The organism is Rhizobium sp. 05N49, from assembly GCF_056396805.1.
Map to the genome: position 1 here is coordinate 208,580 of NZ_JBFTME010000011.1, position 14,402 is coordinate 222,981.

The 14,402-nt window shown below is 61.4% G+C and carries 15 protein-coding genes; 6 read left to right on the forward strand and 9 right to left on the reverse strand.

All coding sequences use genetic code 11. The features are described from left to right. Window positions 1-25 precede the first annotated feature (25 nt). The 5 genes from AC1DF8_RS22570 to AC1DF8_RS22590 all read right to left on the reverse strand — a co-directional run bounded on the left by AC1DF8_RS22570 (window position 26) and on the right by AC1DF8_RS22590 (window position 6,330). Window positions 26-289 carry a DUF6894 family protein gene (locus tag AC1DF8_RS22570; protein ID WP_112543823.1) on the reverse strand — a complete coding sequence of 88 codons (264 nt, stop codon included), beginning with the start codon at window positions 287-289 and terminating at the stop codon, window positions 26-28. 105 nt (window positions 290-394) lie between these two features. Continuing rightward, window positions 395-760, reverse strand: coding sequence for a VOC family protein (locus AC1DF8_RS22575; RefSeq protein ID WP_112543719.1), 366 nt, complete (start codon window positions 758-760; stop codon window positions 395-397). 116 nt (window positions 761-876) lie between these two features. Continuing rightward, on the reverse strand, window positions 877-4,143 hold the full coding sequence (locus AC1DF8_RS22580) for an error-prone DNA polymerase (protein ID WP_478155073.1): 3,267 nt from the start codon (window positions 4,141-4,143) through the stop codon (window positions 877-879). Further along, the gene (locus AC1DF8_RS22585; protein ID WP_478155075.1) at window positions 4,140-5,654 is read right to left on the reverse strand and encodes a DUF6504 family protein; all 1,515 of its coding nucleotides are present in this window, start codon (window positions 5,652-5,654) and stop codon (window positions 4,140-4,142) included. Before AC1DF8_RS22585 ends, AC1DF8_RS22580 begins: the two co-directional genes overlap by 4 nt. Then, a complete protein-coding gene (locus AC1DF8_RS22590; protein ID WP_478155077.1) occupies window positions 5,575-6,330 on the reverse strand; it encodes an ImuA family protein in 756 nt (251 codons plus the stop codon). Before AC1DF8_RS22590 ends, AC1DF8_RS22585 begins: the two co-directional genes overlap by 80 nt. 173 nt (window positions 6,331-6,503) lie before the next feature. Between AC1DF8_RS22590 and AC1DF8_RS22595 the strand changes: the two genes are divergently transcribed. The 3 genes from AC1DF8_RS22595 (at window position 6,504) to repB (ending at window position 9,370) form a co-directional block, all read left to right on the forward strand. Then, window positions 6,504-6,779 (forward strand): hypothetical protein, encoded by a 276-nt coding sequence (locus AC1DF8_RS22595; protein ID WP_113207839.1) that lies wholly within the window; start codon window positions 6,504-6,506, stop codon window positions 6,777-6,779. Window positions 6,780-7,164: 385 nt separating this feature from the next. Next, window positions 7,165-8,358, forward strand: a complete 1,194-nt coding sequence (gene repA, locus AC1DF8_RS22600) for a plasmid partitioning protein RepA (RefSeq protein ID WP_112543714.1) — start codon at window positions 7,165-7,167, stop codon at window positions 8,356-8,358. Window positions 8,359-8,362: 4 nt separating this feature from the next. Continuing rightward, the gene (gene repB, locus AC1DF8_RS22605) at window positions 8,363-9,370 is read left to right on the forward strand and encodes a plasmid partitioning protein RepB (protein ID WP_113207838.1); all 1,008 of its coding nucleotides are present in this window, start codon (window positions 8,363-8,365) and stop codon (window positions 9,368-9,370) included. A gap of 309 nt (window positions 9,371-9,679) precedes the next feature. Here repB and AC1DF8_RS22610 read toward each other — a convergent pair whose 3' ends face one another. After that, window positions 9,680-9,811, reverse strand: a complete 132-nt coding sequence (locus tag AC1DF8_RS22610; protein ID WP_478155080.1) for a hypothetical protein — start codon at window positions 9,809-9,811, stop codon at window positions 9,680-9,682. Between the two features lie 237 nt (window positions 9,812-10,048). On the opposite strand from AC1DF8_RS22610, the gene AC1DF8_RS22615 reads away from it, so the two are divergent. Further along, window positions 10,049-10,342 (forward strand): DUF2934 domain-containing protein, encoded by a 294-nt coding sequence (locus AC1DF8_RS22615; RefSeq protein ID WP_113207836.1) that lies wholly within the window; start codon window positions 10,049-10,051, stop codon window positions 10,340-10,342. A gap of 94 nt (window positions 10,343-10,436) precedes the next feature. Here AC1DF8_RS22615 and AC1DF8_RS22620 read toward each other — a convergent pair whose 3' ends face one another. Then, a complete protein-coding gene (locus AC1DF8_RS22620) occupies window positions 10,437-10,640 on the reverse strand; it encodes a cold-shock protein (protein WP_112543710.1) in 204 nt (67 codons plus the stop codon). A gap of 478 nt (window positions 10,641-11,118) precedes the next feature. On the opposite strand from AC1DF8_RS22620, the gene AC1DF8_RS22625 reads away from it, so the two are divergent. Both AC1DF8_RS22625 and AC1DF8_RS22630 read left to right on the forward strand, forming a co-directional pair. After that, window positions 11,119-11,517, forward strand: a complete 399-nt coding sequence (locus AC1DF8_RS22625) for a DUF1236 domain-containing protein (RefSeq protein WP_112543709.1) — start codon at window positions 11,119-11,121, stop codon at window positions 11,515-11,517. Window positions 11,518-11,580: 63 nt separating this feature from the next. Next, window positions 11,581-12,207, forward strand: a complete 627-nt coding sequence (locus tag AC1DF8_RS22630; RefSeq protein ID WP_113207835.1) for a BA14K family protein — start codon at window positions 11,581-11,583, stop codon at window positions 12,205-12,207. A 207-nt stretch (window positions 12,208-12,414) separates the two neighbouring features. Here AC1DF8_RS22630 and AC1DF8_RS22635 read toward each other — a convergent pair whose 3' ends face one another. Next, a complete protein-coding gene (locus AC1DF8_RS22635; protein ID WP_478155083.1) occupies window positions 12,415-12,816 on the reverse strand; it encodes a four-helix bundle copper-binding protein in 402 nt (133 codons plus the stop codon). 145 nt (window positions 12,817-12,961) lie between these two features. Continuing rightward, the gene (locus tag AC1DF8_RS22640) at window positions 12,962-13,876 is read right to left on the reverse strand and encodes a recombinase family protein (protein ID WP_478155084.1); all 915 of its coding nucleotides are present in this window, start codon (window positions 13,874-13,876) and stop codon (window positions 12,962-12,964) included. Window positions 13,877-14,402: the final 526 nt, after the last annotated feature.

Genomic DNA, 14,402 nt, shown 5'->3' on the forward strand with positions numbered 1-14,402 from the left:
ATGGGGGGCGAATGGCACTGCCAGATCAAGGCCCGTCAGCCGATCTCGCCTGCGCCATCTTGGGAATTTCCTCGAGCAGCAGCCGGAATTCCGCGATCGGAACCCTGTCTTCGTCGAAAAGCTCGACCGAGATCATGTTGAGCGGAGCTTCCGGCAGGCCCTCGCACGCCATTTCGGCAAGCGCCAGCCGTGCCTCCTTCTTGGCTTCTTCGAGGCTTGGAAACTCATGGGCAAGTTCGGTCGGTTCCGGGCTCGTACGGTCGATGACCTGAAAGAAGAATTTCGGCATTTGCACCTCCTTGCCCGAAAACATCAAGCCGGTCTCTTTGTTCCCGCAAAGGGCGGTCGAGGAGATTTGGCTTCAGAGAACGAGAGGCCCGGTGCCGGAAAGGATCTAGCGCCGATGGAAGACGGCTTCGATATTATTGCCGTCCGGGTCGAGCACGAAGGCTGCATAATAGCCGGGATGGTAGTCGCGATAGCCGGGCGCGCCATGGTCTGTTCCACCCGCATCGAGGGCTGCTGCGTAAAAGCGGTCCACCTCCTGCTGGTCGGCGGCCCGAAACGCAAAATGGACCCTGGAGACCTGTCCGTCGGCGGTGTCCACCCACAATGGATCGCAGGCAAAATGCCTGTCGCTGTGCGAGGTGAACGTCCGGCCGAGGGCAGCAAGCGCCGCACGATAGAAACGACGACTGGCCTCAAGGTCGGCCACGCGCAGATGAAGGTGGTCGATCAGTTCGCTATGCGGATCAGTCATGTTTGTAGCTCCGTTGGGACGAGATTGTGGACATGTCCCGGATCGTGACGGCGTCAATAGCGTGGGGCCGGCGCATGTTCCTGCCCTTGCGGGCAACCGGGCGACAAATCCCGACCTCAGTGGAAGTTTCGGCTTTTGACCTTCAGGCTGTCGATATGCAGATCCGGGATGAAGATGTCGCGTGCCTTGATTGCAGTTGCCGGCGGTTCGCGCGTATCGGGTCGTCCGGGCGAACCATGCGCAAATTCGTCTCCCCTGCCCGTTGCCGGTCGGAATTCGAGATCCCGATCGGCAAGGCCGTTCAAACCGGCAGAGAGGTCAAAAAGCTGCTGGGCGACGAGATGGACGACGTCGCCCTCCCGCTGGATACGTCCGTTGATCGCCATCATCGAGGCGCCGAGCGCAATCGGTCGCGTCCGCTCGAAGAGCGTCGGCCAGATGACAACATTGGCAACGCCCGTCTCATCCTCGATCGTCAGGAAGATGACGCCCTTTGCCGATCCGGGCCGCTGGCGCACCAGCACCAGTCCCGCCGCCATCAGCCAGCGGCCGTCCCGCCCCGACATTGCCTCTGCGCAGGTGACGATGCAACGCTTCGCAAGGTCCTGGCGAAGGAATGTGACGGGATGAGCGCGAAGCGTCAGTCCGGTATGCCCGTAGTCCAGGACCACATTATGGCCCTGCGTCATCTGCCGCAGTTCGACATCCGGCTCCTGTTGCTCGGCAACGGTCCTCGTCTCGCGAATTCCTGCAGCGGCAAACAGCGGCAGCGGTTCGTCTCTCAGCGCCTTGATCGCCCAGAGCGCGTCACGGCGCTCCAGTCCGAGCGACGGCCCGAAGGCGTCCGCCTCGGCGAGCTCGACCAGCGAGGCAGCCGGGATGCCGGCGCGCCGCCACATGTCGTCGACGTTCTCGAAGGGCTGATCGGCGCGCGCGGCCACGATCCGGGCCGCATCCGCCGTCGCCAGGCCGCGGACCATGCGCATGCCGAGCCGAACCGCAAACCGATCGTTTCGCCCATCAATCGGTTCCAGCGTGCAATCCCATCGCGAGCGGTTGACGCAGACGGGCATCACGGTAATGCCGTGCTGGCGCGCATCGCGCACGATCTGCGCCGGCGCGTAAAAGCCCATCGGCTGGCTGTTCAGCAGTGCGGCGCAGAAAATATCGGGATGATGGCATTTCATCCAGTTCGAGGCATATGCGATCAATGCAAAACTGGCGGCATGGCTTTCAGGAAAGCCATAGGAACCGAAGCCTTCGAGCTGGCCAAAGGTCTTTTCGGCAAATTCGGGGCTATAGCCGTTGCCGATCATGCCGGATATCAGCTTGTCCTTGAAGCGGCTGACGCCGCCGGTGAACTTGAAGGTCGCCATGCTTTTTCTGAGCTGGTCGGCCTCACCGCCGGTAAAGCCGGCGCAGACCATGGCGACCTTCATGGCGCTTTCCTGGAAGAGCGGCACGCCAAGCGTCTTGCGCAGGACCGTTTCGAGTTCCGGTGTCGGGTAATCCGGTTTTTCCTTGCCCTCCCGCCGTCTCAGATAGGGATGGACCATGTCGCCCTGGATCGGGCCGGGGCGGACGATCGCCACCTGGATGACGAGATCGTAGAAGGTTTCCGGCTTCAGGCGCGGCAGCATCGACATCTGCGCCCGGCTCTCGATCTGGAAGGTTCCAAGCGTGTCCGCCTTCTGGATCATGGCATAGGTCGCCGGATCTTCCTGAGGGATATCGGCAAGGTCAAGGTCGATGTTCTTTGCCTCGCGCAGGAAGGCGAAGCTCTTGGCCATGCAGGTCAGCATGCCGAGTGCCAGAACATCGACCTTCATGAATTTCAACGCCTCGACATCGTCCTTGTCCCATTCGATTACCTGCCGGTCGACCATCGAGGCCGGTTCGATCGGGACGAGATCGTCGAGCCGGTCATGGGTGAGCACGAAGCCACCGGGATGCTGGCCGAGATGGCGTGGCGCGCCCATCAGCTGCTGTGCAAGCTGGAGGGTCAAGGCAAGGCGGCGATCCTCCGGATTGAGGTTGAGCTCCCTGACCTGCTTTTCGCCGACCACCTCGCTCCAGGCCCAGACGCCCGACGACAGCGCCTTGATCAGGTCTTCAGGCAGACCGAGCGCCTTGCCGACGTCGCGGATGGCGCCCTTCGTGCGGTAGCGCGTGACCGTAGCGCAGAGTGCCGCCTTGTGATGCCCGTAGGTCTTATAGATCCACTGGATGACCTCCTCGCGCCGCTCGTGCTCGAAGTCGACGTCTATGTCGGGCGGCTCGTCACGCTCCTTGCTGACAAAGCGCTCGAACAACAGATCGTTTGTATCGGGATCGATGCTGGTGATGCCGAGGATGTAGCAGATGGCGCTGTTGGCGGCCGACCCCCTCCCCTGGCAGAGGATATTCTGGCTGCGGGCGTAGCGCACGATCGAAAAGACCGTCAGGAAATACGGCGCGTAGCGCATCTCCCTGATGAGATCGAGCTCGTGGCGGATCGACCGCAGCACCTTTTGCGGCAATCCTTCGGGATAGCGTGTCGGAATATATTGCCGGACATAATGCTCCAGCGATTGCTGGGCATCCATACCGGCAACGATTGCCTCCTGCGGGTATTGATAGGTCAGTTCCTCCATCGAGAAGGTGCAGCGCGCGACGATCTCCGCGGTGCGGGCAAGTGCTTGAGGGTAACGCCCGAATAGTCGCTGCATTTCCTCCGGCGGCTTCAGGTAACGGTCGGCATGGCGCTCGCGCTCGAAGCCGACATCGTCGATCGTCGTGCGATTGCGGATGCAGGTTACCACGTCCTGCAGCTGACGGCGGGACGGTTCATGGAACAGCACGTCATTGGTGACGACGGTGCGGACCTTGTAGCGGGCCGCCATGGCGGAAATCTCGTGCAGGCGCAACTGGTCGTTCGGCCGGCGGCGGAGACTGAGAGACACATAGGCCCGGTCCTGGAATATCTCGGCCATTTTTCTCAGCCGGACGGCGCAGGTCTCGTCGGCAAGATCCGGCACCAGAATGCCGATCAGCCCTTCTGCGTAGAGGGAGACGTCGTCGAGGCTCAGGATGCACTTGGCTTTCCCGCCCCTGCTCTTTCCCAGCGTCAGCAATCGCGTCAGCCGCTGATAGGCAGCGCGGTTGGTCGGATAGGCCAGGATCGACATGCCCTCGCTCAGATCGAGACGGCAGCCGACGACGAGGCGAAGTCCTGTGGCGCGCGATGCCTCCAGCGCCCGAACGATCCCTGCCAGCGAATTCCGGTCGGTTATGCCAAGCGCCGCCATGCCCATCGCCTTGGCCCGCGCAAACAGTTCGTCGGGCGAGGAGGCGCCTCGCAGGAAGGAAAAATGCGTCGTGACCTGCAGCTCGCAATAGGTCATGAGAAGGTTCCGTGCAGGAACCAGCGATGCGATCCGGTCTCGGGATCGACACCGTCGCCGGCGCGATAGATCCAGTAGCGTTCGCCATTTTCGTCGGCGACCGTGAAATAGTCGCGCACGGCGAGCCATTCGGACGATCGCTGCCACCATTCTCCGAAGATGCGCTCAGGCCCGTCGGCCTGTTTGACACGGTAGCGCTTGCCACGCCAGGTAAACCAGACGGGAGGATGATCCGGCATGAGGGCCATGACCTCGATCATTTCCGGGCGATCGAGCAACCGGACCGGACGCGGCCAGATCAGCGGCCAGTTCTGCCCCTGCTCTTCTGCGACCGCCGAGATGGCTTTCAGCGATCGTTCGGCAACATCGCTTGCTACCGGTGCCAGCCGGTAGATCCGAAATTTTCCGCGATTGCCGAGAATATCGACGAAGGCGGCGATGTCGACCTTGTCATCATCGATCAGGTTGGAGGCGATCTGCCGGTCTTCCAGCGGCTCGACGAGCGTCGCGGCAAGCGAGAGCTTTTCGATGCCGAAGCCCGGCTCGATGCGCTCGATCCGGTCGTGAAGAAGCTTCGTCAGCCAGGCAACGTCGCGCACTGGCTTGGCGGTACCGGCTCGCAGCGCCTGGACGCTGTTGTCGACCCGGTGGACGATGAGATCGGCGCGGCGTACGCCAAGACCCTTTTCCTGAAGACCATGACAGAGCCTGCGCACCAGAACGGCGATATATTTGGCGATCGTCTCCGGCGCACCGATCGGTTCTGCGAAGGACCTGGACACTTCGACCCATTCGGGCGCGCGAAGCGGGTCGATAGGTTCTGCCAGCCCGCCAAACATCTGGTCGAGCCTGCGGACGATTTCCGGCCCGAAGCGCTGCGTCAACGGTGCCCTTGGCGTTGCGGCAAGCTCGCCGACGGTGCCAAACCCAAGCACGCGCAGGCCGGTGATGATCTCCCTGTCGAGACGAAGCGATGAGATCGGCAGATCGATGACGGCCTCGGCCGTCTTGCCTTTGGCAACCACCCGTGTCTCTTGCGCGATCGTGCGCGCCAATGCGTGGGCCGCTCCCCAGCTGTCGGCAACGACGGCGCGCGCGGGCAGGCCCTTGGCGCGGAAGCTGTTGACGAGGCGTGACAGCATCGGCCCTTCCCCGCCCTGCAGGTGGTCGGCCCCTTCGGTATCCATGACGATGCCGTCAGGCGGGTCGACCGCAACGATTGGCGAATATTGAGAGAGCGCCCAACGGGTGATGCGCTCCAGAGCAGCTCGATCAGCGCAAGGATCGGCATCGACCATGACGAGACCCTGCACCAGCGCCTGGGCCTTGGCCGCCGGCATGCCGCTTCGCAGGCCGAGCCTTTTGGCGTTGGCATCGACGGCCGACAGCCACCGCTTCGAACCGCTGCGGGCGACGACGACGAGCGGCGCCTCAGCGGGAATGGACGGATCGGCGCGTCTGACGCGATCCGTCGGCAGCGTCGGAAGAAATACGGAGACGACCCTGACCATCACATGCCTCGAGGATGAATTCTGCACTTTCGCCGGCCTTGATCCGGATCAGCTCGACATGCCAGCGCGTCCTGCCGATGCCGGGAACCGGAAGCGGCTCCGACGGCAGGACGCATATGCGCCAGCGCGAGACGGCAGCCGTCGGGCGCCCGAACTCGCCGGCCTCGGCCGGACGGCGCCAGCGCCGGATGATGAGGCCGAGCGCACCGGAGGCTTCGGCCGCCAGCTGAAGGCGCCGCGACGCGACCATAGGCAGGCGCGCCGTCTCGGCGACGACGGCGCCAAGCCCGCCGAAGCGCAGGGCCTCCTCGCAGGCTTCAAGCACATAGTCTTCGCGGATTGCCTCGACATAGATGACCCGGTCCGGATGCAGACCGGTCTGCGCCAGCGCAGGAGCAAAAAGGTCCGCTCGCGCCAGACACCAGACGACGATGCCGCGCGTGCGGGCAGCGATGCCGGCGGCAAAAAGCGCGGCTGCAGCCCCATTGACGGCGCCGGCCCCACCGCCGGCAATTTCATGGATTGCACCATAGGCAAGTCCGCCACCTGGTAGCGTTTCGTCGATCTCGCTGACGCCGAAGGGAAGGACGTTCTTGGGACGGRCAGCCATTCCATCAAGGTGCTGAATGCGCGCCCGAAGCTCAGAAATCACAGGGTTTGCATTTGGGCGAGCCATGTCCGGTCTTCATCAAGGTTTGCAGAGTGCAGAAAAGCAGATATGTTCTTTATTTGTTCCTAATTGGAATGTGAGTCAACGCGCATGGTCTCGAACGGGATTTCGACAGGATGCGCTGTCCACATTGCCGGTAGGATAAAAAATCAACGAACGCAGCCAACTACGGACAATGGATGGACCGAAAAAAAATATCGACATATGCCACCGATGAGCTGACGCTGCGCCTCGTCCGGCAGCCTTCCATCACGGTCGCCTGTCTCATCTGCAATCGTCACGGCGCTTTCGACCGACAGGCGCTGATCAGGCGGCATGGTGCGGGCCTGACCTTTCACGCATTGCGCCGGCGGGTGGCGATGGGATGTGCAAGGATGCACGAACCGGACGGCGTCGACCGTTGCGGAACCCATTTTCCCGGCTTCACCTCCGCCGGATCGGATCGGAAGTCTTAGTCGATCCTCTCCGCTGCTCTGATCCTGGCTGGAAAATGACGCTCGCAACGTTGTCCGCGGACAACATTGTACCGCGCTGATCGAAGATTTCCGCCGCCCCTTGTTGGTGAGGATGATCGCCCATGCGCATCCACATGCCGTCGATCCAGCGCGGACAACGCGTCCGACACTGTTCGAATCCGGCATGGGCTGGAAGATGCCCGCCGCTATGCGCTGCAGCTGCGGGGTCAATGCAGCGGCAATCGCCAGGTAAGGTGCCTGTCACAGGTCCCTGTGGATAGGCGCGTGGTTAAGGGTTTGTGAAACTGTAACGAATCGGGCGATAATATAACTGCGCAGTTGGCCTCTCATTATCGAAAATTGCGCAGTTCGATTGGAAACCACGATGCTAGCGAATCCAGTTCTGAAAGACGATCAAGAGCACCTTCCGTCGCTTTTGGCAGCGGATGCTCAGGAGCTCGCCTATCAGCTCCAGCAGCACCAGGCGAAAATTTTCCCGCCGCTGTCTCGAAAGACGATGCGGCTGTTTTCCCCCACGGAAGCCGCCGGCTTCATCGGCATCGGCGAGGGTTATCTCCGCCAGATCGCCAAGGAGGGCCACGGACCGGACCCCCTTGCCAACGGCCGGCGGCAGTATGGCGCCGAAGACATGAACCGCATCCGTCAGGCACTCGACGAACGCAACGGTACGCCGAAATATGTACCGGTGCGACGTGGCGCTGAAAAACTGCAGGTCGTCTCCGTCATGAATTTCAAGGGCGGATCCGGCAAGACGACGACCTCAGCGCATCTCGCCCAATATCTGGCACTGCGCGGCTACCGCGTGCTTGCCATCGATCTCGACCCGCAGGCGTCGCTATCGGCGCTCTTCGGCCACCAGCCGGAACTCGACGTCGGCGAGGGAGAAACGATTTACGGCGCCATCCGCTACGAGAGCCCGGTATCGATCTCGGAAGTGGTGCGCTCGACCTATACGCCGAACCTTCACATCATTCCCGGCAATCTCGAACTCATGGAGTTCGAACATGAGACACCGAAGGCCATGGCGGGTGGTACTGCCGAATCCCTGTTCTTTGCCCGGATCGGTCAGGCGCTGACCGATATCGAAAGTCTTTACGATATTGTCGTCATCGATTGCCCGCCGCAGCTCGGCTTTCTCACGATGTCGGCGCTCTGTGCTGCGACCTCCGTGCTGATCACCGTGCACCCGCAGATGCTTGACGTCATGTCGATGTCGCAGTTCCTGACGATGACAAGCGAACTGATGTCGGTCGTCGAGCGGGCGGGCGGGCGCACGAGCTATGACTGGATGCGTTACCTCGTGACCCGCTTTGAACCCAATGACGGACCGCAGAGCCAGATGACCGGTTTCATGCGGGCGATCTTCGGCAACCGCATGCTGCAGAACGCGATGTTGAAATCCACCGCAATCTCGGACGCCGGCGTCACCAAGCAAACGCTTTATGAGGTCGATCGGGCACAGTTTATTCGAGGAACCTACGACCGCGCCCTGGAATCGATGAACCTCGTCAACGGCGAGGTCGAGGCGCATATCCGTTCTACCTGGGGCAGGAGATAGCTCAATGGCGCGCAAAAATCTCATCGAAATCTCGAACGCGAACGAAGCCCGGCCCGATCCGTCAGTGTCGCCAGCGCGCGACAGCCGGCCGATCGCCGGCTTCATCCCGCAGACAAGGAGTGCGGGCCTCGTCGGGGGGATTACCAAGACGCTTGGCAGCATCACCGAAAAGGTCGAGCGGGCCAACGATCTGGAGCGCCAGCTCGCCGAGGGTCGCACAATCGTCGAAATCGATACGGCCTTGATTGATGCCTCCTTTGTCGCCGACCGCCTCGATATCGACGCGGCGGAGCTTGCGCAGCTGACGGAGCAGATCCGGGAACACGGACAGCAGGTTCCGATCCTGGTGCGGCCGCACCCGCAGGCCAAGGGCCGCTATCAGGTCGCCTTCGGTCACCGGCGCCTGGCAGCGGCCAAGGCGCTCAAGATCAAGATCAAGGCAGTCGTGCGCGCCTTGACCGACGAGCAGCTCGTCGTCAGCCAGGGCCAGGAGAACAATGCGCGCGCCGATCTGTCCTATATCGAGCGCGCTCTTTTCGCCCATCGGCTGGAGGAGAAGAGCTTCGGCGGGGCCGTGATCACCGCAGCTCTCAATATAGACAGGGCGGCGCTGGCCAAAATGCGCGCTGTCACACGCCAGGTCCCGATTGCTCTGATCACCGCAATCGGCTCTGCGCCGGCGATCGGTCGCCGCCGATGGATGCAGTTTGGTGAGCATCTGGAAAAGGTCGACATCGATGCGCTTATCGAGATGTTGTCCGCGGACAACATTGGCCAATTGTCGAGCGATGACCGGTTTCAGCGAGCATTTGCCTTCGCAACGGCAAAGCAAGCTGCCCTGAAGGCGAGTTCGGCCGCACAGATCGCTGATCTTCCAGTGAAGTTCAAACGCACGCCGACAACCGCCACCTTTGTCTTCGACAACAAGGTGGCGCCCGGTTTCGACGAATTCGTGCAGGAGAGACTGGAGAGCCTCTATGCACAATACCGGCAGGAACGGGACGCGGGTTAGGCCCGAGGCAGGCTCTCCTACCTTTCAGGCGTGCGAGCTTTTTGCGCGATAAGATCGGCAATCGCATTCTATGAACGCACTTGCATCTCACGCCAGCGCCTGATGAGCGCGGTTGTTGCCCCGCGTAAGGCCGGATGCAGCGCTTCAACTCAATGACTGGCAGATCATGAAGCCGCAGGCGAGGCGGACGACGCTTTTACGCACAAACGGCGGGCAAGCGGCAACTGGGCCGAGGACAATAGACGACATGCCCGCCAGGGCCTGGGTTGGCGCGGGCGCCGGCTTTGGCCGGTTCTTGGGAAAGTCGTTTCAGAATTTGATCTGCCACCAGACGAGAGCAAAGGAGGCGAAGGCGAAGGTCGTTGCCAGAAGTGTCTCGTGATCCATAAAATATCCCCGTGAAGTTGGCTGATAATGCGGACCGGGGGCTTCGGGTTCCAAGCTGCGCCTTCCTCTCGAGAAGACGCGTTCCCCCAAGAACACATGACGTTCGCGCTCCTCCTTAGGTGAAGGAAACAGGCCGTTGGCGGCGGGCCAGAGAGAAAGGCGGATCTGCCATTGCGAAGCTGCATTGGGCTTCGAAGTCGCGCCATCACCAAAAACACGACCATACCGTTGTCGTCATGTCTGATCGCGCCATTTACGTCGTTCGAAAAGAGTTTACCGAGGAGAAGACGCATGGCAGCGAATGAAGATCGTATCAGACAACGGGCCTATGAAATCTGGGAGCAGGAGGGTCGGCCGCACGGGGAGGACATGAAACATTGGCTGCAGGCGTTTGAGGAAATTGCCGCAGGCGCTGCGACGAGCGGTCAGGCGGTCAGGAAGAAAGCGACGAAGAAGGCAGCGGTTCCGAACGTATCCGGCAAGGCCAAACAGGCGGGAACGTCAAAAGCAGGCGCCCAGAGCGCAACGATGACAAAGCCGCCGGAAAAAACAACGCGAACGACGACCGGCGCGACCAAGCATTGACAAGCCGCTCTTGAGCGGCTGGCCGATTGGCGGCGATTGTGTGGGCGGAGCGCGCCAACGACAGGGCGCTCCGAAAACGTCCTTGAGGGATGCGTTACAGCAATCTGACGTTTTCGGCCTTGGACTTGCCGGTCCTGCGATCCTGCCCAACCTCATAGGAGACATTCTGGCCTTCCTTGAGGAGGTTTCCCGATAGCAAGGCGGTCACATGGACGAAGATATCCGGTCCGCCCGTTTCCGGGGTAATGAAGCCAAACCCCTTGTCGGCATTGAAAAACTTTACTGTGCCAGTCGGCATGACGGTACCCTTGGCTGCTCGTTGCTTGAGGCAGCCTAGCAACCAAACACGCCCTGTTCAACCGGACCTGTCGCAGGTTGGGCCCGTCTGCAAGCCATAACCAGCGGAGGGGGGATGGCGCAGGCGGGTCGTTGCCATGGCTCAACGCTTCATGGGACGCAGAGGGGTTGCGCAGCGTTTACTCAGGTGCCCGCTTGCAGCGCCGTCTTGTCTGGTCGTCAGAAATAGACCTTTCCCTGACCAAGCCTCTGGCTTGTCAATCTTTTCTCGGTATGCCGCTTTGCGTGCGGCCGCAAAGCCGGCGAAGAAGCGGGCCGTCAGTGCAAGTGACTGCAAGAGCAGGCAAGGCAGATATTTGGGTTGATAGGCAAAGCAGCGATTTTCACCCCGGACTAAAGTCCGATACGTGGAACAGGGTGAGCATTGGCCCGTTCTTTGACCACGGTCGCCAGACCGGTATCAGTCAAAGGAGGATAAGATGTTTCATAAGATCATGATCGGTGCGGCCGTGTCGGCTGCCCTCATGTCGGGCGCAGCCTTCGCCCAGTCGTCTACCGTCAATGGGGCAGCAGGCGGTGCGGTCACCGGCGCGATCGTCGGCGGTCCGGTCGGCGCAGCCGTCGGCGGCGTGGCCGGTGCAATCGTCGGTACCGCGATCGACCCGCCGCCGCAGAAGGTCGTCACCTATGTCCAGGAAGCGCCGGCCCCGTCCACGCGAGTCGTCGTCAAGGAGAAGGTTGTTGTCGGCCAGGCGCTGCCCGAAACGGTGGTCGTGACGCCAGTGCCCGAAAACCCGAAATACGCCTATGCGATCGTGAACGACGAACGCGTCATCGTCGAACCGTCTTCCCGCAAGGTCATTCAGGTCATCAACTGATCTGGCGCCAGGACGCGGCTTGCGCCGCGTCCATCTCCTTCCAAACAAGCAGGATATTGGATCATGAAGGCCATCGCTTCCGCCGCGTTCGGCATTGCGAGCTCTATCGGCATATGCATTGCAGCCGGCTCGCTCGCCTCCGTTGTGCTGGCCAATTCCGAGACTCACACGTTCGAAAGCCTCTCGCAACCCGATCTCTGGACAACCAAACCGGTTCGTGTCGACATTGCCCACCAGAATTACGAGCGCATCCCCGCCGTCTATTCCAGCTATGTCACCGACGCGCCGAAGGTCGCGGTGGCGTCTCGCGCGAAGGCGACGCTCCCCCAGGAACCCGAGGCAACGGCGCCGACGCTTTCGGCGGAGCATCTCAACTGGTGCGCCGGCCATTACCGCTCTTTTGATGCCGCCACCAACAGTTACCGGGCCTATAGCGGACAGATGAAGACCTGTATGTCGCCCTTTGCCGCTTCTTCAGGCACGGTTGTCGCGACCGGGGCGGTATCGAATGGTGCAGATAGCGCCGCGGCGGCATGGTGTGCCGCCCGCTACCAGTCCTATCGCGCCGAGGACAACAGCTACCAGCCCTATGACGGGCCGCGTAGAGCCTGTGTGCCGCCGACGCGGCAGGTCGTGGCCTCGACGGCAGGTTCAAACGGGAATGAGGCAAGCACATTGGCGTCGAACTGAGACCGAGCGCCGGGCTGACAGGGCAAAGATCCTGCAGGCTTGAGGACGGCGGCGCTTCCCGAAGGCAGGCGACGCGCGGGGCCTCTCAATGATCGGCTCAAACGGCATGCAAATCCGATAAGCTCGATCCGGCCTGCCTGCGCCCAAGATCGGACGCGCAGCTGAACGCTTATAATTTTCCGTTTTCAATTGCAGCTGGACCGAAACTCAATGCGCAAGCGGCAGGGCGGATAAGCAGGCTTCGTAGCAGTGCCTGCATGCCTGTGCGCAGATCCGGCAGTGTCGATGCATTTCGCCATGTTCGTTGCATTCGCTCTCGCAGGCGTGACATGCCTCGGCGCAGGTATCGATGAGCTTGTGGACGACCTCCATATTGGAGCCGGTCATCCGAGATGCGATCATGCCGGTCGTCGCGCAGATATCGCCGCAATCGAGGTTGAGGCGTATGCATTGGGCAAGTCCGGCCGGGGATGGTTCTGCAAGGCAGGCATCCGCGCAGCTCGTGCAAGCCTGAGCGCAGGCGTAGCATTCTTGGATGCACCTGAGCAGAGCGTCTGCCGATCGGCCGTGGACATTAGGGTGGTTTTCGATCATTTCGCGAACATGCATCGACGATCCTCCTGCGAGACAGGGGTTTCTAACTGCCAGGCATGCTTCAGGTTCCAAGCCTGCGGGACATGAGAAACAACACGAGCCCGCCCTTGCGCTCGTTCCCTGAGAAGCGAGTGCAACAGGTCGATCGATGAGGCTGCCTTCAGCGCGGCATGAGGCCGAACCGATGGGCTTCGTCGAGCAAATGGCGAACCGAGGACGGCTGCCATTTCTGGCCACCGCGAGCTGGGCGCTCCCCCATCTGATCGAGCTGCGCTGCGATCTTTCGAAGCGAGAGATCCGGGTCAGCGATCGCAATCGCCGCGACCAACTTCATCAGACGGTCCTCTGCAGGCCGGCGGGGAGCGCGCGCCAGGAGTTCCTGTTCTGCCAGTTTTTCGCCAACCATGCGATGCACGGCGCGACGCAGGCGTTCCACACTCCAGTCCTGGCCGCGGCGACTGAGTACCTGTACGACATTGTCCCAGCTGTGCTGGGGCCGAAGTTGCCGCACGACTGGCAGCCATGTTTGCGCGGATGCCGTCAGTTCGTCGAGGTAAAGTTTTTGTCTCGCCTGCGAGACGGCCCTGATCGCTTCCGGGCGCCGCTCTCGCAGGCCGGGGTTCCCAGGACGCTTGCCCCGCGACTTTGCCGCCTTTATGCCGGCTTTGGTCCGTTCGGAGACCAGCGCGCGTTCGAGCTGCGCCACCGCGGCGAGCACCTGGAGGGAAAACCTGCCCTGAGGCGCTGCGGTATCGATCGGATCGCCGATCGACCGGAAATAGACGCCGCGGCTCTCTAGATCCTCGAGCACTGTCATCAGATGGCCTATCGAGCGCGCCAGGCGATCAAGACGAACAATTACGAGCACGTCCCCGGCGGTGAGTTCGCCAAGCAGCCTTGTCAGCACCGGTCGCGCCTGCGATGCGCCGGAGCCATGTTCCTCGTAGATCCGATGACAGCCTGCGGCGCGCAGTTCCTCCATCTGTGCGTCGTGGACCTGATCCTCGCTCGAGACGCGGGCGTAGCCGATGAGCCGGCTTGGGGGCGGCCGTACGCCGTCGAATGTTTTTACCATGTTGGACGGTCCGTTCGCAGTCGCTTGTACAAACAAGAACTGCAGGAGAAAATGATAATTTGCAAGCGTGTTTTATTATCACAATCCGAGGCCGCCGGAGGCGAAGTTCGGCTAGCGGCGAGCAACAGCCTTCGAGTTACTCCACGCCTGTCAGCGGGCTTCTGTGGCGGAAATAGCCGAACATGGCATTATGTAGGGACTATCGCCGAGAAGGGTCCGGGAAGGGCTCATCAAGCCCTTTTGGCAGACGCGCGTTATCCTGCTAGTGTATGAACGAAGCACTTTGCGGACATACCATCCGAGGATGCCGGGACGACGGCTTCCACTGCGTGAGAGAAGTAAACCGTAAGATAACTTCCGTGTGCGGAAATACCTGTTGCAAACCCGGCACTTGTTTCCAGAAGGAAATGCGTCGGAACTGTCAAGCGAAGCGAAGAATTGACCCCCTTGGCGAATTGAAGAACTGACCCCCTCATTGGTTTGCGGTTTCGTTAGTTTCGAGCGCCGTTCCGGCCTTCTGCAGAAG

Excerpts from the sequence above, each read along its gene's own strand:
- AC1DF8_RS22595 (WP_113207839.1), top strand. The coding sequence starts at position 6,504 with ATGGACCGAAAAAAAATATCGACATATGCCACCGATGAGCTGACGCTG.
- AC1DF8_RS22620 (WP_112543710.1), bottom strand. The coding sequence starts at position 10,640 with ATGCCGACTGGCACAGTAAAGTTTTTCAATGCCGACAAGGGGTTTGGC.
- AC1DF8_RS22570 (WP_112543823.1), bottom strand. The coding sequence starts at position 289 with ATGCCGAAATTCTTCTTTCAGGTCATCGACCGTACGAGCCCGGAACCG.
- AC1DF8_RS22585 (WP_478155075.1), bottom strand. The coding sequence starts at position 5,654 with ATGGTCAGGGTCGTCTCCGTATTTCTTCCGACGCTGCCGACGGATCGC.
- repA (WP_112543714.1), top strand. The coding sequence starts at position 7,165 with ATGCTAGCGAATCCAGTTCTGAAAGACGATCAAGAGCACCTTCCGTCG.
- repB (WP_113207838.1), top strand. The coding sequence starts at position 8,363 with ATGGCGCGCAAAAATCTCATCGAAATCTCGAACGCGAACGAAGCCCGG.
- AC1DF8_RS22625 (WP_112543709.1), top strand. The coding sequence starts at position 11,119 with ATGTTTCATAAGATCATGATCGGTGCGGCCGTGTCGGCTGCCCTCATG.
- AC1DF8_RS22635 (WP_478155083.1), bottom strand. The coding sequence starts at position 12,816 with ATGCATGTTCGCGAAATGATCGAAAACCACCCTAATGTCCACGGCCGA.
- AC1DF8_RS22630 (WP_113207835.1), top strand. The coding sequence starts at position 11,581 with ATGAAGGCCATCGCTTCCGCCGCGTTCGGCATTGCGAGCTCTATCGGC.
- AC1DF8_RS22575 (WP_112543719.1), bottom strand. The coding sequence starts at position 760 with ATGACTGATCCGCATAGCGAACTGATCGACCACCTTCATCTGCGCGTG.
- AC1DF8_RS22615 (WP_113207836.1), top strand. The coding sequence starts at position 10,049 with ATGGCAGCGAATGAAGATCGTATCAGACAACGGGCCTATGAAATCTGG.
- AC1DF8_RS22580 (WP_478155073.1), bottom strand. The coding sequence starts at position 4,143 with ATGACCTATTGCGAGCTGCAGGTCACGACGCATTTTTCCTTCCTGCGA.
- AC1DF8_RS22640 (WP_478155084.1), bottom strand. The coding sequence starts at position 13,876 with ATGGTAAAAACATTCGACGGCGTACGGCCGCCCCCAAGCCGGCTCATC.